This is a genomic window from Azospirillum ramasamyi (assembly GCF_003233655.1).
GTDB classification, from domain to species: Bacteria; Pseudomonadota; Alphaproteobacteria; order Azospirillales; family Azospirillaceae; genus Azospirillum; species Azospirillum ramasamyi.
In genome coordinates this window covers 1610202-1631960 of record NZ_CP029829.1, presented here as the reverse complement: position 1 = coordinate 1631960, position 21759 = coordinate 1610202, and the positions used below count along the sequence as shown (strand labels likewise).

Annotated in this window: 17 protein-coding genes; 5 read left to right on the top strand and 12 right to left on the bottom strand. The window is 69.5% G+C overall.

Annotated elements, in window-relative coordinates; translation table 11 throughout:
- Positions 1 to 44: 44 nt before the first annotated feature.
- The gene (locus DM194_RS07535) at positions 45 to 986 is read right to left on the bottom strand and encodes a LysR family transcriptional regulator (RefSeq protein WP_111066654.1); all 942 of its coding nucleotides are present in this window, start codon (positions 984 to 986) and stop codon (positions 45 to 47) included.
- A gap of 117 nt (positions 987 to 1103) precedes the next feature.
- Between DM194_RS07535 and DM194_RS07530 the strand changes: the two genes are divergently transcribed.
- Positions 1104 to 1577 (top strand): NUDIX hydrolase, encoded by a 474-nt coding sequence (locus DM194_RS07530; RefSeq protein ID WP_111066653.1) that lies wholly within the window; start codon positions 1104 to 1106, stop codon positions 1575 to 1577.
- Here DM194_RS07530 and DM194_RS07525 read toward each other — a convergent pair.
- The 8 genes from DM194_RS07525 to hisS all read right to left on the bottom strand — a co-directional run bounded on the left by DM194_RS07525 (position 1525) and on the right by hisS (position 13032).
- Positions 1525 to 2379: a putative bifunctional diguanylate cyclase/phosphodiesterase gene (locus DM194_RS07525; RefSeq protein WP_246024139.1), complete on the bottom strand. Its 855-nt coding sequence runs from the start codon at positions 2377 to 2379 to the stop codon at positions 1525 to 1527. The genes DM194_RS07530 and DM194_RS07525 overlap by 53 nt on opposite strands.
- 216 nt (positions 2380 to 2595) lie before the next feature.
- Positions 2596 to 4266 carry a Na/Pi cotransporter family protein gene (locus tag DM194_RS07520; RefSeq protein WP_111066651.1) on the bottom strand — a complete coding sequence of 557 codons (1671 nt, stop codon included), beginning with the start codon at positions 4264 to 4266 and terminating at the stop codon, positions 2596 to 2598.
- A gap of 241 nt (positions 4267 to 4507) precedes the next feature.
- On the bottom strand, positions 4508 to 5608 hold the full coding sequence (gene ychF, locus DM194_RS07515) for a redox-regulated ATPase YchF (protein ID WP_111066650.1): 1101 nt from the start codon (positions 5606 to 5608) through the stop codon (positions 4508 to 4510).
- A gap of 104 nt (positions 5609 to 5712) precedes the next feature.
- Positions 5713 to 6285, bottom strand: a complete 573-nt coding sequence (gene pth / locus DM194_RS07510) for an aminoacyl-tRNA hydrolase (protein WP_111066649.1) — start codon at positions 6283 to 6285, stop codon at positions 5713 to 5715.
- Between the two features lie 91 nt (positions 6286 to 6376).
- Complete coding sequence (locus DM194_RS07505) at positions 6377 to 6970, bottom strand: 50S ribosomal protein L25/general stress protein Ctc (RefSeq protein ID WP_111066648.1); 594 nt, start codon at positions 6968 to 6970, stop codon at positions 6377 to 6379.
- Positions 6971 to 7504: 534 nt separating this feature from the next.
- A complete protein-coding gene (locus DM194_RS07500; protein ID WP_111066647.1) occupies positions 7505 to 8473 on the bottom strand; it encodes an SDR family oxidoreductase in 969 nt (322 codons plus the stop codon).
- Between the two features lie 67 nt (positions 8474 to 8540).
- Positions 8541 to 11585, bottom strand: a complete 3045-nt coding sequence (locus DM194_RS07495) for a transglycosylase domain-containing protein (protein WP_111066646.1) — start codon at positions 11583 to 11585, stop codon at positions 8541 to 8543.
- 97 nt (positions 11586 to 11682) lie between these two features.
- Complete coding sequence (gene hisS / locus DM194_RS07490) at positions 11683 to 13032, bottom strand: histidine--tRNA ligase (RefSeq protein ID WP_111066645.1); 1350 nt, start codon at positions 13030 to 13032, stop codon at positions 11683 to 11685.
- A 190-nt stretch (positions 13033 to 13222) separates the two neighbouring features.
- Between hisS and pyrC the strand changes: the two genes are divergently transcribed.
- Complete coding sequence (gene pyrC / locus DM194_RS07485) at positions 13223 to 14278, top strand: dihydroorotase (RefSeq protein WP_111066644.1); 1056 nt, start codon at positions 13223 to 13225, stop codon at positions 14276 to 14278.
- Between the two features lie 106 nt (positions 14279 to 14384).
- Here pyrC and xseA read toward each other — a convergent pair whose 3' ends face one another.
- Entirely contained in the window at positions 14385 to 16010 is a 1626-nt protein-coding gene (gene xseA / locus DM194_RS07480; RefSeq protein WP_111066643.1) for an exodeoxyribonuclease VII large subunit, read from the bottom strand.
- Between the two features lie 73 nt (positions 16011 to 16083).
- On the opposite strand from xseA, the gene purD reads away from it, so the two are divergent.
- Positions 16084 to 17370, top strand: a complete 1287-nt coding sequence (purD, locus tag DM194_RS07475; protein ID WP_111066642.1) for a phosphoribosylamine--glycine ligase — start codon at positions 16084 to 16086, stop codon at positions 17368 to 17370.
- Positions 17371 to 17452: 82 nt separating this feature from the next.
- On the opposite strand, the gene DM194_RS07470 is transcribed toward purD, so the two are convergent.
- Positions 17453 to 18958: a methyl-accepting chemotaxis protein gene (locus DM194_RS07470; protein ID WP_111066641.1), complete on the bottom strand. Its 1506-nt coding sequence runs from the start codon at positions 18956 to 18958 to the stop codon at positions 17453 to 17455.
- A 254-nt stretch (positions 18959 to 19212) separates the two neighbouring features.
- Positions 19213 to 19665 (bottom strand): nucleoside deaminase, encoded by a 453-nt coding sequence (locus DM194_RS07465; protein WP_111066640.1) that lies wholly within the window; start codon positions 19663 to 19665, stop codon positions 19213 to 19215.
- Between the two features lie 105 nt (positions 19666 to 19770).
- Between DM194_RS07465 and DM194_RS29050 the strand changes: the two genes are divergently transcribed.
- Positions 19771 to 21120 carry a pseudouridine synthase gene (locus tag DM194_RS29050; protein WP_111066639.1) on the top strand — a complete coding sequence of 450 codons (1350 nt, stop codon included), beginning with the start codon at positions 19771 to 19773 and terminating at the stop codon, positions 21118 to 21120.
- Positions 21101 to 21661 carry a 16S rRNA (guanine(966)-N(2))-methyltransferase RsmD gene (rsmD, locus tag DM194_RS07455; RefSeq protein ID WP_176581375.1) on the top strand — a complete coding sequence of 187 codons (561 nt, stop codon included), beginning with the start codon at positions 21101 to 21103 and terminating at the stop codon, positions 21659 to 21661. Before DM194_RS29050 ends, rsmD begins: the two co-directional genes overlap by 20 nt.
- Positions 21662 to 21759 lie beyond the last annotated feature (98 nt).

Below are 21759 nucleotides of genomic sequence, written 5' to 3'. Positions count from 1 at the left end.
AGGTGGGCATCAACAGTTCGGCAAATTCATAATCGGCAACCGGGTCATTCCGCCGCGGAATGCAGAATCGCGAATTGTTCCGCTGCCGGACTCACCGTCCGGCCGGCGGCCAACTCGCGCCGCAACGCTTCCTCCAGCCGGTCGAACACCGGGGCGATGCGCCCGGTCGTGCGCGATTGGATCAGCCAGATCGTCACCGACATCCGGAAATCGGGCAGGTCGACCGGCCGCAACAGGGCGGCGCCGGGGATCGGCGCGATAAGGCCCATGGGGGCCAGCCCGAACCCGACGCCGCGCGCCACCAGCGACACCAGCAGGCTCTGGTCGTAGGCCTCAACAGTCACGTTCGGCTGCAGTCCGAGCGGCGCCAGCGCCTGCTGAAGCGCCTCGCGGTAGCGGCAGCCGTTGGGCTGCAGCACCCAGCCGCGCTCGTTCATCGATGCCAGATCGGCGCCGTCCGAGTGGTCGGGGGAGGCGACGATGCTGACGGCCTGGGCTGCGATCCGGCGGGCCGGCAGGTCGTCGGGCGGCGTCTGCTCCTCGCACATCAGGATCAGCCCGCCGTCGAGCATGCCGGCGCGGACCTGTTCGATCAGCGGGTTGCTCCAGTCGGAATGCAGGCGCAGCGCCAGGCCCGGAAAGCCGGCGCGCAGGTCGTCCAGCGGCCGCCCGGCGGCCAGTGCGGTCAGCACATGCGCGACGCCGAGCCGCAGCAGCCCGCGCGGTTCCACCGATCCGGCGAAGGCATCGGCGAAGTCGCAGGTCGCCGCCAGGATGCGTCGCGCATGGGCAAGCGCCAGTTCCCCGTCACGGGTCAGCGCCAGCGGCTTGGTCTGCCGGTCGAACAGCACCACGCCCAGTTCCGCCTCCAGCCGCTGGATCAGCCGCGACACCGCCGATTGCGTCAGCCCCAGGCGGTTGCCGGCCTCCTGCACCGACTGCGCATCGGCCACGGCGATGAAGGTGCGGATTTCGTTGAGCTTCATGGGGCGGCCATGGGGCAGTGGGGTGAGCCGGCAGAAGGCGGCGATGCGTCTTCGCGTCTGGTGTACCAGTGTCGAATCGCGTTAACGTCGGGTCAAGCCATCGATAGGGAGCCACGCATGTCCGCCACCCCGCCCGACCGTTCCAGCCGCGAGTATCCCGACCGTCCCTGGGTGGGGGTGGGGGTCGTCGTCTGGCGTGGGGACAGGGTTCTGCTGATCCGGCGGGGCAAGGCGCCGCGGCTGGGACAATGGAGCCTGCCCGGCGGGGCGCAGTCCGTGGGCGAGACCGTTTTCGAGACGGCGATCCGCGAGGTCCGGGAGGAAACCGGACTGGAGGTGGTGCCGACCGGCATCGTCACCGTGGTGGACGCCATCACCCCCGACGCCGAGGGCCGGGTCCATTACCACTACACGCTGGTGGAGGTGGCGGCGGACAGTGCGGAGGGCGATCCGATCTGCGCCGACGATGCGCTGGAGGCCTGCTGGGCCACCGCCGACGAGGCCGGCGAGCTGACGGAGTGGGACGAGACCCGGCGGGTCATCCTGATGTCGGCGGAACAACGGAAGGCCCGCCCGGCTTCCGGCCGATGACGACCCTGCGTTCGGCCAGGAACTCCGCCACGCCGTCCGCGCTCAGCGGGCGGGACAGCCAATAGCCCTGCAGCGTGTCGCAGCGGTAGGCCTGGAGGTACAGGCGCTGTTCGGCCGTCTCCACCCCCTCCGCCACCACGGTGAGGTCGAGGGCGTGAGCCAGCGCGATCACGGCCTGGACGATGGCGGCGGCGTCGCGGTCCTCCACCATCGCCTGGACGAACTGCTTGTCGATCTTCAGGGCTTCCACCGGCACACGGCGGAGGGTGGCAAGCGACGACCAGCCGGTGCCGAAATCGTCGAGCACCATCCGGATCCCGGCGCCGCGCAACTGCATCAGGGCTTCCCGCGCGTCGGCGCCCTGGCTGAACATCGCGGTTTCGGTCAGCTCCAGCTTCAGGTTGGCGGCGGGCAGGCCGGTTTCCGCCAGGACCCCCAGCACCTTCAGCACCAGCCCCGGATCGTCGAGCTGACGGGCCGACAGGTTCACCGAGACCGGAACGTCGAGGATGCCGGCGCGCAGCCAGCCGGCCGCCGCCGTGCAGGCGGCGCGCAGCGTCCATTCGCCCAGCAGGTGGATCGCATCCCCCTGCTCGGCCATCGGCACGAAGACGTCGGGGGGCAGCATGGTGCCGTCGGACAGGCGCCAGCGCGACAGCGCCTCGAACCCGGTCAGGCGGTTGGTGAAGACGTCGGCCTGCGGCTGGTAGACCATCGACAGCTCCTGCCGGTCGATGGCGTCGCGGATCCGCTCGACGAATCCGGCGTCGGATGTCCCCGGCTTGCCGGGTCCGTTCGACATCGCGTGCGTGTTCGCCACCATCCGCTCCATTCCGCAACCATGGCCGGCCATTACCCGGCGCTCCCTGGCATAACAACCACAGCTGTGGTTTGTTAACCATGTCGCGAAAGAGCTTGACGAATTTTATATGGTTACGAAAGGATTAACGTCACTGGGGTGGTGACAAGAAAGAGGCGAAGCGGAGTCGCCATCGCACCCCATCCTTGGGCCGGGAAGTCACCCTTGGGCTGCCACATGTTTGAGGCGGCTTGGCAGCAGCTCACCCGATTGATCGAGCACCGGGTAGGCGGCGGCGACCAGATGGGCGTTGATGCGGCGCAGATCGCGCAGGATGTCCAGATGCAGGGCGCTGGTTTCGACGCTTTCGGTCCGGCCGGCGCGCAGGCGGGCGAAATGCGCCTCCGTGGCGCTGGTCTCCAGATCTCGGATCACCTCCTTCTCGTGCATCAGCGCGCGGGCGGAGCGGATGTCGCCGGACACGAAGACGGCGGCGGCGAGTCGCTGGGTCTCGCTCAGGCGCTCCAGCATGACGGCGATCTCGGCCGCGCCCTCGGTGGAGAAGCGCAGCTTGCGCCGGATCTTTTTCGAGGCCGCCTCCATCAGGTTGCGGTCGACGATGTCGCCGACATGTTCGAGGTTGATGGTGAAGGTCAGCACGTCCGACACCCGGCGGGCGTCGCGTTCGTCCAGATCCTCGACGTTGATCTGGGTGAGATAGCGCTTGATCGCGTCATGCAGCCGGTCCAGCACATCGTCCATCCGGCGGATCTCCTGAACCCGCTTGCGGTCGTCGGTCTGGATCACGTCCAGTGCGCCGCGCAGCATGCCGTCCACCGTGTCGGCCATCCGCAACGCCTCGCGCGCCGCGTTGGCGATGGCGAGATGGGGAACGCGGAGCGCGCTGCGGTCGAGATAGAGCGGCATCGCCGGGTCGGCGACCGCCACACGTTCCGGGAACAGCCGGGTCAGCACCCGCGCGAACCACGGCAGCGGGCCGATGAACAGAGCGGCCATCGCCAGGTTGAAGGCGAGATGGAAGTTGGCGGCCAGCCGCGTGGCGTCCGGCGAGATTGCCTGCAGGCCGGCGGTGATCGGCTCCAGCAGCGGCACGACGATCAGGCATCCGACGACGCGGTTGACCAGATTGCCCACCGGCAGCCGCCGGGCGGCCGGGTTGTGGCCGTCGCCGCCCGGCCCCTCGATGATCGGATTGACGGCGCTGCCCAGGTTGGCGCCGGCGACCATGGCGACGGCGGCCTCCGGCCCGATCACCCCGCCGCCGGCCAGCGAGGCGATCAGCAGGATCGCGGCGACGCTGGAATGGGCGGTCCAGGACAGGATGGCGGCCAGCAGCACCGCCACCACCGGATCGGCGGTGAGCATGCCCAGCATCCGCTGCAGCATCGGCGCGTTCTCCGCCGGGGCGATGGTCGCCAGCAGCAGGTGCAGCGACAGCAGCATCAATCCCAGCCCGATGGCGACCCGGCCGAGGTCGCGGCTGCGCGTCCGGCTGCCGCGGCGGAAGGCGAGGAAACCGCCCAGCAGCAGCACCGGCGCCACATGGGCGACGTCGAAGGCGAGAACCTGGACGATCAGGGTGGAGCCGACATTGGCCCCCAGCATCACCGCCAGCGCCGGCATCAGCGACACCAGCCCGTTGGCGGTGAAGCCGGTGGCCATCAGGCCGGTGGCGGTGCTGCTCTGCAGCAGCATGGTGATGCCCATGCCGGACAGGAAGGCGGTCCAGCGGTTGCGCAGCCCGGCCCCCAGGATGCGGCGCAGGTCGCCGCCCAACGCGCGGGTCAGCCCGCTCTGCACCATGTGCAGCCCCCACAGGAGCAGCACGACGTTCCCGGCCAGTTCCAGCAGCACCCGCGTCGCCTGCATCGCACCCCCTCTGTCGGATCGGAGGCGATCAGGCCGCACCCCAAACTGAAGGGTGGGGAGTCCTGATTGTTACGGCAATATGACAGTTGGGTGGCAGCGGAGGTGGAATGGGGAGCGGGCGCCGCAAATCCGGAATTTCCGACCGGCCTGCGGCCACCCCCTCATCCCAACCCGCGGGTCGGCAAAACGCCGTTGGCGTTTGGCCGGTCCCGCCCCGCGATGGGGAAAAGGGTTTGCAAGGTCAGACGTTGAAGCGGAAGTGGAAGATGTCGCCGTCCTGGACGACGTATTCCTTGCCTTCCTGGCGCATCTTGCCGGCGTCCTTCGCCCCCTGCTCGCCGCCCAGGGTGACGTAGCTGTTGAAGTCGATGGTTTCGGCGCGGATGAAGCCGCGTTCGAAGTCGGTGTGGATGACGCCGGCGGCCTCCGGGGCCTTGGCGTTGCGGCGCACGGTCCAGGCGCGCGCCTCCTTCGGGCCGACGGTGAAGAAGGTGATCAGGTCCAAGAGCTTGAATCCGGCGCGGATCAGCTTGTTCAGGCCGGTCTCCTCCAGCCCCATCGACTCCAGGAACTCCGCCTTTTCGGCGGGGTCGGAGAGCTGGGCGACCTCGGATTCGATGGCGGCGGAGATGACGACGACCTCGGCGTTCTCGGCCTTGGCCTTCTCCGCGACCTTGGCCGAGAAGCTGTTGCCGGTGGCGGCCGACGCCTCTTCGACGTTGCAGACGTAGAGGACGGGCTTGGCGGTCAGCAGCATGAACTGCTTGAACACCGGCCACTCCTCGTCCGACACCTCGACCACGCGGGCCGGCTTGCCGTCCTGGAGCACCTTGAGGGAGCGCTCCATCAGGTCGGCCTTGATCTTGCTGTCCTTGTCGCCGCCCTTGGCCTTCTTCTGCAGGCTGGTCAGCTGGCGTTCCAGGCTTTCCATGTCGGCGAGCATCAGCTCGGTCTCGACCACCTCGGCGTCGCGCAACGGATCGACGTTGCCCTCGACATGGGTGATGTCGTCGTCCTCGAAGCAGCGCAGCACATGGACGATGGCGTCCACCTCGCGGATGTTGGCGAGGAACTGGTTGCCCAGCCCTTCACCCTTCGACGCGCCGCGGATCAGGCCGGCGATGTCCACGAACTCCAGCTGGGTCGGGATGATCTTCTGCGACTTGGCGATCTCCGCCAGCTTCTCCAGCCGCGGATCGGGCACGCCGACGCGGCCGACGTTCGGCTCCTTGGTGCAGAAGGGGAAATTCGCCGCCTCGGCCGCCTGGGTGGCGGTCAGCGCGTTGAACAGGGTCGACTTGCCGACGTTCGGCAGGCCGACGATGCCGCAATTGAAGCCCATGGGTGGGTGCTCGCCGTCGGAAATGCTGGAATTGACGCGCTTTATCCTACGATGGGGACCAAAGCGCAAACGCGAAGTGGGGGAGGGGAGGGGCAGGCCGCGGCTTATCGCGCCTGCGTCGCCACCGTCACCTTGTTCATGAACAGCTCGGGCTGGCCTTCCACCATCAGGGGGAGGTTGTCGGAGACGGCGTCGAGCAGCGGGGCGATCCAGGTCTGGTCGGCCTTGGCGAAGTCGTGCAGCACATAGCCGCTGACCAGATCCTTGTTGCCGGGATGGCCGATGCCCAGCCGGATGCGCCAGTATTCCTTGCCGATATGCGCGTCGATGGAGCGCAGGCCGTTGTGGCCGCCATGGCCGCCGCCCTTCTTCACCCGGATCCTGCCGGGGGGCAGGTCCAGCTCGTCATGGATGACGACGACGTTCTCGGGCTTCAGCTTGTAGAACTGAAGGGCCGCCACCACCGACTGGCCGGACAGGTTCATGAAGGTCGCGGGCTCCAGCGCCAGGATCTTGTCGCCGGCGACGGTGCCCTCGGCGGTCTGGCCCTGGAAGCGCTTCTTCCACGGGGTGAAGCGGTGTCGCTGGGCGATGGTCTCCACCGCCATGAAACCGATGTTGTGGCGGTTGCGGGCATACTCGTTGCCGGGGTTGCCCAGTCCGACCAGAAGCAGCATGTCCGTCACCCTTTGATAAGGCTTCTCCACAAACGGCATGGGGGGCCGAAGCCCCCCATGAGAACCATCCCTGGCGGATGAGCGCGTCCGATTAGGAAGCGGCTTCCTCCGACTTCAGGCCCGACGGAGCAACGATGGTCGCGATGGTGAAATCGCGGTCGGTGATCGTCGAGGTCACCCCCTCCGGCAGCTTGACCGCGGAGATGTGGATCGAGTCGCCGACGTCGAAGCCCTCGCACGAGATCGTGATGCTCTCGGGGATGCTGTCGGCCGGGCAGCTCAGCTCCAGCTCGTGACGGACGATGTTCAGCACGCCGCCGCGCTTCAGGCCGACCGACTTGTCCTGGTCGACGAACTCGACCGGAACCTGCACGTTGGTGCGGGTGTCGGCCGAAACGCGCAGGAAGTCGACATGCAGCGGGACATCGGTCACCGGGTGGAACTGCACGTCGCGCGGCAGGACGCGATGGGCGGTGCCGTCGACGGTGACGTCGAACAGGTGCGTGAAGAAGCCCGGCTGATGCAGGACGCGGTTGAACTCGAACTTCTCGAGCGAAATGGTCAGGGGAGCCTGCTTGCCACCGTAGATGACGGCCGGAATGCGGCCGTCACGGCGGGTCTGGCGGGCGGTCCCCTTGCCGGCCCGTTCGCGCGTCTCAGCGCCGAGCGGAATGATCTTGGTCATGACGATGCTCCAAAACGAAAAGGGCGCCGGCCTCCAGGGGTGCCGACGCGTGCGCGGCGTGCTTACGGCAATCGGGCCGGCGCGTCAAGGGGCGTGGCGGGATTCCGCGGGAAATCGAAGATCACACCCTCTCCCGCCTCGGGAGAGGGCAATCGGCGCCAAATGCCATGTGAAATCATCGAGCGTAAAGTCTGACACATCAGACTTTACGCTCACCCTCAAACGGCGGGCGCGGCCGTCCGGCCGCTTGCCTTCGCAGGCATGGGCCTGCGGGGCCGCAGTCGCGGCCCTTACCGCCGAACATAAGTCAGAACTTACGCTCGGCGGTATGAAATCTGTATGCACCGGCGACGGATGGAACGTTTGGAACGGTATGAAACAGGTTCCGCGCCCCTGTTCAGCGTTCACCTTGGGCGTTCACTTTCAGCGTTCACGCCGCCGCCCCCTCCGTATCGCCGTGACGGCTCCGCCCTTGGCCGGTCCATTCTGCCACGGACGGCGGGGCGGCATAAGCATCCGATGGAAAAGCGGCGTTCAGTGCCGCCGCAGGCTGCGGTAGGCGGCGAAGGCGGCCACCGCGGCGCCTGCCATCAGCACGGGAGAGACCCAGGCGGGCGGCGGGGTGTAGAAGCCGCCGGTGACGTCGCGGCCCCTTGCCACCGGCTGGAACAGGTTGCCGTCGCTGTGGGGCGCCTGGGGCTGGCGGTCGAAATGGCGGTGGGCGCCATAGCCCGCCACCGCCTCCACCAGCCGCGGCGCGACGGCGTGGCCGAGCCGGGCCAGCGGCGTCAGCGCCCCGACCATCGCCTTGGCGCGCGGCCGGCGGGCGACCGCCACCATCGTCGCCGCCACGTCCTCGGGATCGTCGTAGATCGGCCCCTCCGGCGACAGTTCGTGCCCGGTGTAGTTGGCGCCGTGCATCATGCCGGGCGTGTCGGTGAAGGCGGGATAGACGCCGCAGACATGCAGGTCCGGGCTGTCGACCAGTTCCGCCCGCAGGCTCTCCAGCATGCCGTCCAGGCCGTATTTGCTGGCGGCATAGGCGGCGGCATAAGGCGCCGGCGCGAAGGCCCCGACCGAAACGGTGGCGATGAAGGTGCCGTGGCCCTGGCGGCGGAAGATGGGAAGCACCGCATGGGCGCCGTGCAGCGGTCCCAGCAGATTGGTCTCGATCACCCGGCGGTGCGCCTCGACCGGGGTGTCCTCGAAGCGGCCGACCGCGCCGACGCCGGCATTGGCGATCCAGACGTCGATGGAGCCGAATTCCTCCACCGTCCGCTCGGCTAGTCGCTTCACCGCATCGGCATCGGTGACGTCGGTGGGAATGACGACGGCGCCGGCGCCCAGGCCGCGGCACTCCTCCGCCACCTCCTCCAGCAGATCCTCCCGGCGGGCGGCCAGCGCCAGCCGGGCGCCCTCGCGGGCGAAGGCCAGCGCGGTGGCCCGCCCGATCCCGCTCGATGCCCCGGCCACCACGACGACGGCGCCTTGCAAATCCTGCATTCCTCTCCCCTCCGGCTTGCGCTGTATCGACAGCCTCAACAGGAGGGGAGGGCGGTTGTCGCGGTCCCTACAGGCCGGCCGGCGCCGGGCGGGTGTCGGCGGTGTGGGTGGTGTTCCGGTCGATCAGGGGCTGCAGCGCGGGGGCGAGGCTTTTCAGCAGCTGGGCGGGCAGGGCGCTGGTGAAGCGGTAGTCGTCGGCCTCCGGCCCCTGGACGAAGGCGGTCATGGTGCCGAAGAAGCGGTCGCCGATGTAGAAGACGAAGGTTGCGGTGCGGGCCACCGCCTTCGATTCCAGCAGCACGCCGCCCGGACCCCGGCGCTCCAGCCGGTGGTCGCCGGTGCCGGTCTTGCCGCCCATCGGGATCGCCATGCCGGACTCGTCCTGGAAGGAGCCCCAGACCCGCTTGGCGGTGCCGTTCTGCGCCACGTCCATCAGGGCGCGGCGCAGGGTGGCGCAGACCTCCGGGTGCAGCACGCGCTCGCCCTTCAGCGGACCCAGGCCGAGCTTCGTCTCGTAGGGCGTGCCGGCGGCGAAATGCAGCGAGCGGAGCCGCACGCTGGGCTGGCGCACCCCGTCGTTCAGGATCAGCCCCATCAGCTCGGCCAGCGCCGCCGGGCGGTCGGCCGAGCTGCCGATGGAGGTCGCCAGCGACGGCACCAGCGTTTCGAAGGGATAGCCGACGCTGCGCCACTGGGCGGTGATGCGCTTGAACGCCTCCTCCTCCAGCCCGATGCGGATGCGGGTGTTCTGGGCGGCCATGCCCTTCTTGAACAGCCAGCGGTAGCTTTCCTGGCGCTGGTCGGCGCTGGCGGCCAGGATTTCGGCCCGCGTCGCGTTCGGATTGTTCTGGAGATGGGCGACCAGCCACAGCTCCAGCGGATGGACGCGGGCGAGATAGCCGAGGTCGTTCAGCGGGAAGCGGTCCGGCCCGTATTTGGCGTAGAGCGCCGACAGCTCGCCGTCGGACAGCGCCTTGTCCGGCAGCCGGGCGCGCAGGAAGGCGGAAAACTCGGCGAGCCCGGCCTTGGGCCGCACGGTGCGGAAGACCACCGCCAGCCGGTGGGGCACCGGGCGGGACCGCGTCGCCAGCCGGGCCAGCGCCTCGTCCGGCGTGCGCCTGCGGTAGTCGTTGTAGAAGCGATTGAGGAAGTCCGAGCCCTCGCGGTCGGCGAAGCGGGCCAGATAGGCCTGGCGGGCGGGATGGTCGGGCGTGCGCAGGATCTCGGCGCCGTCGTCGGCGCCCTCGTCCATGTAGAACTGGACGATGTCGCGCATCAGCCGGATGAAGGGCAGGTTGACGCTGCTGCGCAGCGCTTCCTGCACGGTCAGGATGCGGCCGTTGTCGTCCTTGTTGAAGTTGACGAAGCTGTGCTGGCCGCCGCCGGTGAAGAACACCTCGCCCGGGCTGGCGGAATAGCGCCGCTCCATCGCCGCGTCCAGCATGGCCGGCAGGCGCCGGTCGGGCGCGGCCGTCAGCCAGGAGGCAGCCCAGCGCGTCAGGTTGTCCGACGCCTCGTCCTGGACTTCGGCCAGGAATTCCTTCGGCAGATGGGCGTAGCGGCTGTGCAGTTCCGCCACGATATGCAGGTAGGTGACCAGCGTTCGCAGCTTGGCGGTGGAGCCGAGATCCAGCTTCGCGCCTTCGTTGATGTCCAGCGGCTGGTCGAGGTTGTCTGCCTGGACGCGCAGGTAATTGGCCTCGGGCCCCCGCTCGTACAGCGTGATCGAATAGACCAGCTTGGACAGGTCGTTGCTGCGGGCGTCGAGCAGCCGCTCGCCGGTCAGCCCGAGAGAGCGGGCGTAGCCGGGGTCGTTCAGCTTGCCCAGCACCTCGACCACGCGGGCCTGGGTTTCCGCATCCAGGGTCGATTGCGCCGTCAGGTCGAGCCGGTCGAGCTGGTAGAGGCTGGGCACCCCCAGCATGCCGAGCAGCCGGGCGCGGAGGGCGTTGGCCGCCTTCTGCTCGATGAAGGAGGTGGCCGGCGGCGACGGCGCCTCCTCGCGGAAGGCCAGCGGGATGGCGAGCGCGGCGTCGCGCAGCGCCGGGTCGATGATGCCGGCCTGGGCCATCGCCCGCAGATGGGCGTCGGCCAGCCGGTCGAGCGCCACGCGGTCCTGGATCAGGTAGTAGGACGGCCGCCGCTGGGCCAGCAGCAGCGCCAGCACCTGCTTGTAGGCCAGCGCCTTCAGCTGCATGGCGCGCGGCTCGGCCGCCGGCTCGGACAGCACGCGCTTGGCGATCGACAGGTCGGTGCCGAACCAGGCCCACAGCCCGTCGCCCAGCCCGTTCACCTCGCCGAAGCCGGCCCTGGCGGTCAGCGGGGTGGAGTTGAGGTAATCGACCAGGATGCGCCGGCGGGCCTCGGTGGTGTCCTCGCCGTCGCGATAGGCGCGGACGCTGGCCGACGCCATCTGGCGCAGCTTCTCCACGCCGTCGGCGGTCTGGCCGTCCGGCGAATGGCGGTACTTCTCGATCTGGGTGGCGAGCGTCGAGCCGCCGGGGGAGCGCTGGCCCGGCCGCACCACCTGCAGGGGCAGCATCGCCACAGCCGCGCCGAAGCGGTCCCATTCCACCGCCGGATTGCGGCGCGGCTCGTCCTCGTTCAGAAGCTCGCGGTTCTCGATGAACAGCAGGGTGTCGGCGACCAGCTTCGGCACGTCGTCGAAGCCATCGAAGACCCGCTCGGGGAATCGCGCGGCGTAGATCGGCACGCCGTTGCGGTCGAGCAGGGTCAGGCCGGCCTGGGTCTTTTCCCGGTAGATCGGAAAGCCGCCGCCGGCCATGAAGCGGTCGAGCGCGGGGGACAGCACCGCCTGCCGCTCCACCGCATAGAGGTCGCGGGTCAGCGTGTCGAGATAGCCGGGCAGGGCGGTGTAGCCGAGGCGCTCGTTATAGGGGCCGTGGGTGGGGAAGCGCGCTTCCGGGTTGGGGCCTTCGCGCAGGGACACGGTCATCGACCGGGCCACGCCGGACAGCAGCCGCGCCTGGAGCCGCGACGTTTCCATTTCGCGCCAGCCGGCATAGCCGGCGGCGGCCACGGTGGTCGTCAACGCGACCCCGATCACCGCCCGCCGCGCCCAGCGCCCCGCCTGCACCCACCCCTTTGCCATACCGGATGCGTGTCCCCTGCCGTCCGACCCACATGATCGGTGTAGGCCGGAACGGTAGGGGAGTCATGGTTAACGGGGGTTTAAGGGCGGGACGCCCTCACCCCTCCAGCAGCGCTTTCGCGCGGGCCGCCAGTTCGGCCAGCGGAACCTCGACCTGTTCGCCCTTGACCAGATGCTTCAGGGTCGCGGTGCCGCGGGCCTTCTCGTCGGAGCCCATCAGCAGGACGACGGGGATGCCGGCGCGGTCGGCGTATTTCATCTGCTTGGCGATCTTGCCGCCGTCCAGCTGGATTTCCGTGTTGATGCCGGCGGCGCGCAGCTCGCTGGCCATGCGGAAATAATCGGCGGACAGGGCGGGATCCATCTGCGTCACCAGCACCTGGGCGGTGGGGGCGGCGTCCTTGATCAGGCCGGCTTCCATCAGCTGGTAGAACAGGCGGGTGGCGCCGATGGAGATGCCGACGCCCGGCAGCTTCGACTTGGTGTAGTGGCTGGCGAGATTCTCGTAGCGGCCGCCCGAGCAGACCGAGCCGATGCCGGGGTGGTCGTTCAGGAAGGTCTCGTAGACGGTGCCGGTGTAGTAGTCGAGGCCCCGCGCGATGGCGAGGTTGATGCGCACCGTGCCCTCCGGCACCTGGAAGGCGTTCAGCCCCTCGATGACGGTGGTCAGCTCGCCCACGCCCTCGCGGAAGACGGCGTTGTCGATGCCGAGCGCGCCGAGCGCCGCCAGCGTCTCGGCGTTGGTGCCCTTCATGCCGATCAGCGACAGGATGGTGTCGGCGGCATGCTCCGTCACGCCGAGGCCGAGCAGGCTGTCGCGCACCTTGTCGCGGCCGATCTTGTCCAGCTTGTCGATCTCGCGCAGCACCAGCACGCGGGTGTCGGCGTCGGCGACGCCCAGGCCGTCGAGCAGGCCGAGCAGGATCTTGCGGTTGTTCACGTTGATGGTGAAGCCGCCGAAATTCAGCTCGGTGAAGACATGGTGGATGACCGCGGGGATCTCGGCGTCGTAATGGGCGGACAGGCTGTCCTTGCCGATCACGTCGATGTCGCACTGGTAGAATTCGCGGAAGCGCCCGCGCTGCGCCCGCTCGCCGCGGTAGACCCGCTGGATCTGGTAGCGGCGGAAGGGGAAGGCGAGGTCGCGCTCATGCTCCGCCACATAGCGGGCGAGCGGCACCGTCAGGTCGAAGCGCAGAGCCAGCTCCGGCTTGTTGCCCTGCTGGATGGCGCCGGTGGACTGGACGAAATAGACCTGCTTCTCCGTCTCGCCGCCCGACTTGGTCAGCAGCGTGTCGACCGTCTCGAACACCGGGGTTTCGACGGGGACGAAGCCGAACCGCTCGTAGCCGCGGCGGATGGTGTCCAGCATGCGCTGGAAGGCCACCTGCTGGCGCGGCAGCAGCTCCATCGTTCCGGGCGGGGTGCGGGGGGTGATCAGGCTCATCGAAGAAGGTCCGCGCTTGGATAGGAAAAGCGTGCGTTTTCTAGCCCCTTTCGCCGGCCCCGTCACCTGCAGCGGAAAAGCGGCCCGAAATTTTTCCGTCTCCGCCGCCTTTGTTGAGATGGCGCGGCGATGGCGATAGAACGTCGTCGAAGCTCACCGCCCCATCGACACCAGCGCCGGGACCCGATCCATGCCCAACGACCGCCTTGTCATCCGCCGTCCCGACGACTGGCATGTCCATCTGCGCGACGGCGCCATGCTGAAGGCGGTGCTGCCCTTCACCGCCCGCCAGTTCGGCCGCGCCATCGTGATGCCGAACCTGAAGCCGCCGGTGACGACGGCCGCCGACGCGGTGGCGTATCGCGGGCGCATCCTGGCGGCGCTGCCCGACGGCGTCGTCTTCACCCCGCTGATGACCGCCTATCTGACCGACGGCACCGATGCCGACGATCTGGCGCAGGGCTTCAAGGACGGGGTTTTCGCCGCCGCCAAGCTCTATCCCGCCAACGCCACCACCAACAGCGCCCATGGCGTCACCGACATCGCCCGCATCGCCCCGGTGCTGGAGCGCATGGCGGAGATCGGCATGCCGCTGCTGATCCATGGCGAGGTCACCGACCAGTCGGTCGACATCTTCGACCGCGAGGCGGTGTTCATCGACACCATCCTGGCCCCGCTGGTGGAGCGTTACCCGACCCTGCGCGTCGTGCTGGAGCATGTGACGACGGCCGACGCGGTGCAGTTCGTGCGGGCCCATGCCGCTGGCGGCCGGATCGGCGCCACCATCACCGCCCACCATCTGCTGATCAACCGCAGCCACATCTTCCAGGGCGGCATCCGCCCGCATCTCTACTGCCTGCCGATCGCCAAGCGCGAGACGCACCGGGTGGCGCTGGTCGAGGCGGCGACCTCCGGGGAGGGGCCGTTCTTCCTGGGCACCGACACCGCGCCGCACACCGTCACCGCCAAGGAATCCGCCTGCGGCTGCGCCGGCTGCTTCACCGCCGCCAATGCGCTGGAGCTCTATGCCGAGGCCTTCGACGAGGCCGGGGCGCTCGACAAGCTGGAGGCCTTCGCCAGCCTGAACGGTCCGCGTTTCTACAACATGCCGGCCAGCGAGGAGCGGGTGGCGCTGGAGCGCCGTCCGTCGGTCGCCCCAGACCTGATCCTGGTCAGCGAGGGCGACGCCGTGCTGCCCTTCCGCAGCGGCGAGACGCTGCGCTGGAGCTTTGCCGGCACGGTGTGATCTCTCTGCGCGTGCCGCGCCCGTCCGAACCGGGCGCGGTAGCGATTTCACAGGAAAACCAAGAGCTTGGGGTCCGCCGGATGCCTCGGTGGGCATCCGGCGGATTCTAGAACAGGCTTCCCTGCACCGGAGCCGCCCGCGGCTTGCGGGGGGCCGGCTTCTTCTCCGGCCTGGCTTCCGCCGGCGTTTCGGGCGCGGCCTCCGCCTTGGGCGCGCCGCCGTCGATGGTTGCCGCAACTTTGGCGTCGTCGGCGAAGACGATGTTGACGGCCAGACCCGGCGTCGCCTGGTCGGCGCGGGTCACCGGACGGCCGTCGCGGTCCTCGACCAGGGCGAAGCCGCGGGCCAGCACGCCCTTGTAGCTGTAGCTTTCCAGCAATTGCCCGAGCGACGCCAGCTTCGCCGCCTTGTCGGCGACGCCCTTGGCATAGCTGCGGTCGAGGCGCGGCGTCAGGTCGGCGACGCGGCGGCTGCCCTCGTCCAGCTTGACCCGCGCCGGGGTCAGCGACAGCCGGCCGGCGATGCGGTCGAAGCGCCCGCCGGCGGTGGTCACCGAATGGCGCAGCGCCGAATCGAGCGCGCGGCTTTCCGACGCCAGCTTCTGCCCGGCCTGGGCCAGCTTCTCGCGCGGGTGGCGCAGCTTGGCCGCCAGCTCGCCGACGCGGGTGCGGCGGCGTTCCAGCAGGGCGGCGGCGGCGAGGTTCAGGCGCTCCGCCCGGTCGTCCAGCCGCTGGGCATGGCCCTCCAGCAGGGCGCGGGGATCGCCCAGGCCGCGGGCCAGCCCCTCCACCCGGTTGCGGCGGTCCTCCACCGCGCGCGACGCGCAGGCGAGCAGGCGGCGCTCGTCGTCCAGGATCTGGGCCAGCAGCTCGCCGCGCACCGGCACCGCCATTTCGGCGGCGGCGGTCGGGGTGGGGGCGCGCAGGTCGGACGCGAAGTCGATCAGGGTGGTGTCGGTCTCGTGTCCGACCGCGGAGATCAGCGGGATGGCGCTGGCGGCGGCGGCACGGACGACATTCTCCTCGTTGAAGGCCATCAGGTCCTCCAGCGAGCCGCCGCCGCGCGCGACGATGATCAGGTCGGGACGCGGAACGCGCCCCCCCGGCTGGATGCGGTTGAAGCCCTCGATGGCCGCCGTCACCTCGGCCGCCGCGCGCTCGCCCTGGACGGCGACCGGCCACAGCAGGACATGGCGGGGGAAGCGGTCGTTCAGCCGGTGCAGGATGTCGCGGATCACCGCGCCGGTGGGGGAGGTGACGACGCCGATCACGTCGGGCAGGAAGGGGATGCGCTTCTTGCGGGCGGGGTCGAACAGCCCCTCGGCCGTCAGCCGGCGCTTGCGCTCCTCCAGCATCTTCAGCAGCGCGCCCTCGCCGGCCAGCTCCATCGACTCGACGATCAGCTGGTATTGCGAGCGGCCGGGATAGGTCGTCATCCGCCCGGTGACGATGACCTCAAGCCCTTCCTCCGGCCGCACCGCCAGCTTGGCCATGGTGCCGCGCCAGCACACCGCCTCGATCACCGCGGTGTCGTCCTTCAGGCGCATGTAGCAATGGCCGGAGCTGTGCTTCTTCGGCTGGCTGATCTCGCCGCGGACGCGGACGAAGCCGAATTCCTCCTCGATGCTGCGCTTCAGCCGGCGGGCGAGATCGCCGACGGTGAATTCCGGCAGGTTGGAGCCGGGGCGCGGTTCCGGGGCGATGAGCGGGGAGGAGTCTGATTCGTAGGTCATGGCGCTCTTGAGTTGGGGCGCCGCCATGATACAAGGCGCGCAGATCGCAACAAGGCGGAAGGAGCGCCACCCCATGAAAGTCCTCGTCGTCGGATCGGGCGGTCGTGAGCACGCGCTCTGCTGGGCCATTTCGAACTCGCCGCTGTGCGACGCGCTCTACTGCGCGCCGGGCAATGCCGGCATCGCCGATGTCGCCACGCTGGTTCCCATCGGGTCGGAGGATGTCGACGCGCTGGTGCGCTTCGTCCAGGACAACGCCATCGACTTCGTCGTCGTCGGCCCGGAAGGCCCGCTGGTGCTGGGGCTGGTCGACAAGCTGACCGCGCTGGGCGTCAAGGCCTTCGGGCCGAGTGCGGCGGCGGCGGAGCTGGAGGGCTCCAAGGGTTTCATGAAGGACATCCTGGCCAAGTACGGGGTGCCCACCGCCTTCTACGAGCGCTTCAAGGATCCCGAAGCCGCCAAGGCCTATGTCCGCAAGCATGGCGCCCCCATCGTGGTGAAGGCCGACGGCCTGGCCGCCGGCAAGGGCGTGACCGTTGCCCGCACCGAGCAGGAAGCGTGTGATGCCATCGACGACGCGCTGGTCGGCGGACGCTTCGGCGCCGCCGGGGCCGAGGTGGTGGTGGAGGAGTTCCTGGACGGCGAGGAGGTCAGCTTCTTCGCGCTGTGCGACGGCGAGAACGCGCTGCCGATGGCCTCGGCCCAGGACCACAAGGCGGTCGGCGACGGCGACACCGGCCCCAACACCGGCGGCATGGGCGCTTATTCCCCGGCCCCGGTGCTGACCCCCGACCTGCAGGACCGCGTGATGCGCGAGATCATCCTGCCGACGGTCAAGGGCATGGCGGCGGAAGGCAAGCCGTTCAAGGGCGTGCTGTTCGCCGGCCTGATGATCATGCGGACGCCGGACGGCCCGGTGCCGAAGACGCTGGAGTTCAACGTCCGCTTCGGCGACCCGGAATGCCAGACGCTGATGATGCGGCTGAAGTCCGACGCGCTGGCGGCGCTGGTTGCGGCGGCGGACGGGGGGCTGGACAGCATCGACCTGCGCTGGCACGACCAGACCGCGCTGTGCGTGGTGATGGCGGCCAACGGCTATCCGGGGGACTACGCCAAGAACACCGAGATCCGCGGGCTGGACAAGGCCGGGGCCGTGGACAAGGTGACGGTCTTCCACGCCGGCACCAGGCGGTCCGAGGATGGCCGGGTGCTGTCGGTCGGCGGCCGGGTGCTGGGCGTCACCGCGCTGGCGCCCACGGTGGCGCAGGCGCAGGCGGCGGCCTACAAGGCGGTCGACGCGCTGGACTGGCCGGACGGCTTCTGCCGCCGCGATATCGGCTGGCGGGCGGTGGGGCGGTAAGCCATCATCGGTTCCGACAAAGAAAAAGGGGCGCAGCGATGCGCCCCTTTTCCGTTGCGGTGTACCCTTTTCCGTTCCGTCGTCACGCCCGCAGACGTTCCGACGTGGTGGCGATGTTCTGCGACACCACCTCGATGTCGCGGACGACGTGGGTGACGCTGTGGGCGATCTCCTTGGTCGCCGCCTCCTGCTGCGACACGGCGGCGGCGATGGTGGTGGAGATCTGCTGGACGTCGGAGACGATGGCGCCGATGCGGCGGATCGCGTCGACCGCGTGCAGCGCCTCCTGCTGGACCGAGGCGATCTGCGCCGCGATGTCGTCGGCGGCGCTGCCGCTCTGCTGGGCCAGCGACTTCACCTCGTTCGCCACGACGGCGAATCCGCGGCCCGCCTCGCCGGCGCGGGCGGCCTCGATGGTGGCGTTGAGCGCCAGCAGGTTGGTCTGCGAGGCGATGCTGTTGATCAGCTTGGTGATGGCGCCGATGCGCTCGGCCGAGGTGACGAGCGCCTCAACCGCCGCGTTGGTGCGGCTGGCCTCCTCCGATGCCTTCAGCGAGGCGCCGGACGCCTCGTTGGCGCGGGTGCTGATGTCGGAGATCGAGGCCGACAGCTCCTCCGTCGCGGCGGCGACGGTCTGGGCGTTGGCGGTGGCGCGGTCGGCGGCGGTGCCGACCTCGCGATCCAGCGATTCGGCAAGGGTGGTGACGCTGCGGCGGCGCTCGCCGTCCATCTCCGCCTGCCGCAACTCGGCCTTCTTCTGCCCGTCGATGTCGATCAGGGAGCCGCAGGCGCGCAAGGCCAGACCGTTGCCGTCGCGGGCGACGCCGCCGATGGCGCGGAACCAGCGATAGCTGCCGTCCTTCAACCTCAGGCGGTAATCGACGTCGTAGCCGGTGCGGCCGCTGCGGTCGTTCAGGCAGGCCATGAAGGCGTCGAAGGTCGGCTTGGCATCATCCGGGTGCAGCCGGTCGCCCCAGGAACCGACGCCGTCGGGGAAGCCGATGGTGTCGTCACGGTCGAAGCCGGCGAGGCGGCGGAACTCCGGCGACCAGTGCCAGTGGCTCTGCGCATGCATCGGGTCGCCGTTGTGGAAGACCGCGTCCCACAGGCCGACGCCGGCGTGGCGGTCGAGCAGCTTGGCACGCTCCAGTTCCCTGCGCTCCGCGTCGATGTCGATCAGGGAGCCGCAGGCGCGCAGTGCCAGACCGCTGCCGTCGCGGGCGACGCCGCCGATGGCGCGGAACCAGCGATAGCTGCCGTCCTTCACCTTCAGCCGGTAGTTCACGTCATAGCCGGTACGGCCGCTGCGGTCGTTCAGGCAGGCCATGAAGGCGTCGAAGGTCGGCTTGGCATCAACCGGATGCAGCCGGTCGGCCCAGGAACCGACCTTGTCGGGGAAGCCGGCCTTGTCGTCGTGGTCGAAGCCGGCGAGGCGGCGGAACTCCGGCGACCAATGCCACTGGCTTTGCGGGTGCATCGGATCGCCGTTGTGGATCACCGCGTCCCAGAGTCCGACGCCCGCATGGCGGCCCAGCAGGGCCAACTCTTCGGCCGCCTGATTGTCCTGCGGCTTGCGGAACGACAACATTCGTAACTCCTGATGGCTGGAAACGGTCAGCACATCACTGGCATATATTCATTAAGCAAACACTTAAAAGTATATACCGGTTTTACACGAATGGCAGATGGGCTTTTTTGGAGGCGTAAGATGTTCTCTCCGGATTTTCGGCTGAGAATTTGCTGCGCATACGGAATGATTTTAGAACTTATATTTCCGGAATGCGGAACAATATTGCTCCGCAAGACCGAGCGCCAGCGGGCGGGTCCCGGACTGCCGGCGCGTCACCGCCGTTTCCTGAAGAAGTCCCGCAGCAAGGCCCCCGCCCGCGTCTCGCCGATGCCGCTGTAGACCTCGGGCGCATGGTGGCAGGTCGGCTGGCCGAAGAAGCGCGGGCCATGGTCCACCGCGCCGCCCTTCGGATCATAGGCGCCGTAATAGACCCGCCGGATTCGGGCGAAGCTGATCGCGGCGGCGCACAGCGCGCAGGGTTCCAGCGTCACATACAGGTCGCAGCCGGGCAGGCGGGGCTGGCCGCGCCGGGCGCAGGCTTCGCGGATCGCCAGCAGTTCGGCATGGGCCGACGGGTCGCACAACTCCTCGGTCCGGTTGCCGGCGGTGGCGAGGACGGCGCCCGTCGCGGGATCGACGACGACGGCGCCGACCGGCACCTCGCCGCGCGCGGCGGCGGCCTCGGCGGCGGCGAAGGCGAGGTCCATATAGCGGGGAGACGGCATGGCCGGGCAGGGTGCCAACCGCGCCGCGAGCGCGTCAACCGGATTCCGGCGTCCGGGCGCGGGACTCGTGTTGCGGGCGGCGCGTCCAGGCCCTATGGTCCGGCCATGGACCGCTCCGATACTGCCAAGAAATCCGATTCCGCCAATAACGGCGGTGAACGCATCGCCAAGCGACTGGCGCGCGCCGGCCTCTGCTCGCGCCGCGACGCCGAACGCTGGATCGCCGAGGGCCGCGTCGCGGTCAACAGCCGCGTGCTCGACAGCCCCGCCTGCGTGGTGCGCCCCGGCGATGTCGTCCAGGTCGACGGCAAGGTCGTCCCGGAGCCGGAACCCGCCCGCCTGTGGCGCTACCACAAGCCGTCCGGGCTGGTCACCACCGCCCGCGACGAGAAGGGCCGCGAAACCGTCTTCGACCGGCTGCCGGCCGATCTGCCGCGCGTGGTCTCCATCGGCCGTCTCGACCTGACGACCGAAGGGCTGCTTCTGCTGACCAATGACGGCGAACTCGCCCGCTTCCTGGAACTGCCGGCCACCGGCTGGACCCGCCGCTACCGCGTGCGCGTGTTCGGCGAGGTGGACGAGAAGCATCTGGCAACGCTGGAGAAGGGCCCGACCATCGAGGGCGTGAAGTACGGCCCGATCGAGGCCGTGCTGGACCGCGTCCAGGGCCGCAACGCCTGGCTGACGGTCAGCCTGAAGGAAGGCAAGAACCGCGAGATCCGCAAGGTGATGGAGTCGCTGGGGCTTCAGGTCAACCGGCTGATCCGTGTCGCCTATGGTCCCTTCCAGCTCGGCAAGCTGGAGGAGGGCGCCGTCGAGGAGGTGCCGAAGCGCGTCGTCCGCGAACAGATCGCCCCCTTCTTCGGCACGCCCGAAGGGGCGGAGCCCGCCGAGTCCGGCACCAAGCAGCGCGCCAAGGCGAGAGCCGGCGCGGCGGTGAATGCCGCTCCGGCGAAGGCGGCTTCCGGCGGCCGGCCGGCCGGCAAGGCCGACGCGAAGTCGGATGCCAGGACGGATTCCAAGGCCGCGCCGAAGCGTGCGCCGCGATCGGCCACCAAGCGGCACGAGGCGGAAGCCGCCCGTGCGGAAGAGGCCAAGCCCGCCCGGCGCGGCACGCTGTCGCTCGGCAAGCCGGTGCCGGGTGCGGCCAAGCCCGGCCGGCCGGGTAAGCCCGAAGGCCGCGACGGCGCCAAGCCCGCCGGTCCGCGCGGGTCGAAGCCCGGCGGGTTCAAGGCCGGAGCCGCGAAGCCGGATGCTCCCCGGTCCGAGGGTGTGAGGTCGCGTGACTCCAAGCCCGCCGGGCCGAAGGGTGCCGGGCCGAAGGGCACTGGGCCAAAGAGTACCGGGCCAAAGAGTACTGGGCCGAAGAGCGCCGGGTCGGGCCCGAAGGGTGGGCCGAAGACCGGCGGTGCCGGCGGACGGACGGAGCGCCCGCGTGCGGATCGTCGGCGGTAAGCACCGCGGCCGCAGTCTGGCGGCGCCGGGCGGGCGCGACACCCGCCCGACCACCGACCGCACGAGGCAAGCCATCTTCAACATCCTGGCCCATGCCGACTGGGCGCCCGAATTCGAGGGCGCCGCGGTCGTCGACGCCTTTTGCGGCACCGGCGCGCTGGGGCTGGAAGCCCTGTCGCGCGGGGCCGCCTGGTGCGGCTTCCTCGACATGGGCCGGCCGGCGCTGGACGCCGTGCGCGCCAATGTCGAGGCGCTGGGCGAATCCGGCAACGCGCTGATCCTGCGCGCCGATGCGACCAAACCGCCGCCGGCTCCGCGCGCCTGCGGCCTCGCCTTCCTCGATCCTCCCTATGGCCAGGATCTGGCGCCGCGTGCGCTGGACGGGCTGCTGAAGGCCGGCTGGCTGGCCGACGGCGCGCTCGCCGTCGTCGAGGTCGCCGAGCGCGACCCGCTGCCTCTGCCCGACGGCTTCACCGCCGTCGATGAACGCCGCTATGGCGATACCCGCGTCGCTTTCCTGACGGTCCGCCGCCCGGCCTGAACCGGTCGAGGCGCGCGGCTTCCAGCCGTTCCGGCCGCCGGCATTGCCGGCCTCTCCCCTATACCATCAAGTGTGAAGCCCGATACCTCAGGCGCTAC

Bases quoted from the DNA above. Each gene is read 5' to 3' on its own strand.
- DM194_RS07535 (WP_111066654.1), bottom strand. From the start codon at position 986: ATGAAGCTCAACGAAATCCGCACCTTCATCGCCGTGGCCGATGCGCAG.
- DM194_RS07530 (WP_111066653.1), top strand. From the start codon at position 1,104: ATGTCCGCCACCCCGCCCGACCGTTCCAGCCGCGAGTATCCCGACCGT.
- DM194_RS07525 (WP_246024139.1), bottom strand. From the start codon at position 2,379: ATGTCGAACGGACCCGGCAAGCCGGGGACATCCGACGCCGGATTCGTC.
- DM194_RS07520 (WP_111066651.1), bottom strand. From the start codon at position 4,266: ATGCAGGCGACGCGGGTGCTGCTGGAACTGGCCGGGAACGTCGTGCTG.
- ychF (WP_111066650.1), bottom strand. From the start codon at position 5,608: ATGGGCTTCAATTGCGGCATCGTCGGCCTGCCGAACGTCGGCAAGTCG.
- pth (WP_111066649.1), bottom strand. From the start codon at position 6,285: ATGCTGCTTCTGGTCGGACTGGGCAACCCCGGCAACGAGTATGCCCGC.
- DM194_RS07505 (WP_111066648.1), bottom strand. From the start codon at position 6,970: ATGACCAAGATCATTCCGCTCGGCGCTGAGACGCGCGAACGGGCCGGC.
- DM194_RS07500 (WP_111066647.1), bottom strand. From the start codon at position 8,473: ATGCAGGATTTGCAAGGCGCCGTCGTCGTGGTGGCCGGGGCATCGAGC.
- DM194_RS07495 (WP_111066646.1), bottom strand. From the start codon at position 11,585: ATGGCAAAGGGGTGGGTGCAGGCGGGGCGCTGGGCGCGGCGGGCGGTG.
- hisS (WP_111066645.1), bottom strand. From the start codon at position 13,032: ATGAGCCTGATCACCCCCCGCACCCCGCCCGGAACGATGGAGCTGCTG.
- pyrC (WP_111066644.1), top strand. From the start codon at position 13,223: ATGCCCAACGACCGCCTTGTCATCCGCCGTCCCGACGACTGGCATGTC.
- xseA (WP_111066643.1), bottom strand. From the start codon at position 16,010: ATGACCTACGAATCAGACTCCTCCCCGCTCATCGCCCCGGAACCGCGC.
- purD (WP_111066642.1), top strand. From the start codon at position 16,084: ATGAAAGTCCTCGTCGTCGGATCGGGCGGTCGTGAGCACGCGCTCTGC.
- DM194_RS07470 (WP_111066641.1), bottom strand. From the start codon at position 18,958: ATGTTGTCGTTCCGCAAGCCGCAGGACAATCAGGCGGCCGAAGAGTTG.
- DM194_RS07465 (WP_111066640.1), bottom strand. From the start codon at position 19,665: ATGCCGTCTCCCCGCTATATGGACCTCGCCTTCGCCGCCGCCGAGGCC.
- DM194_RS29050 (WP_111066639.1), top strand. From the start codon at position 19,771: ATGGACCGCTCCGATACTGCCAAGAAATCCGATTCCGCCAATAACGGC.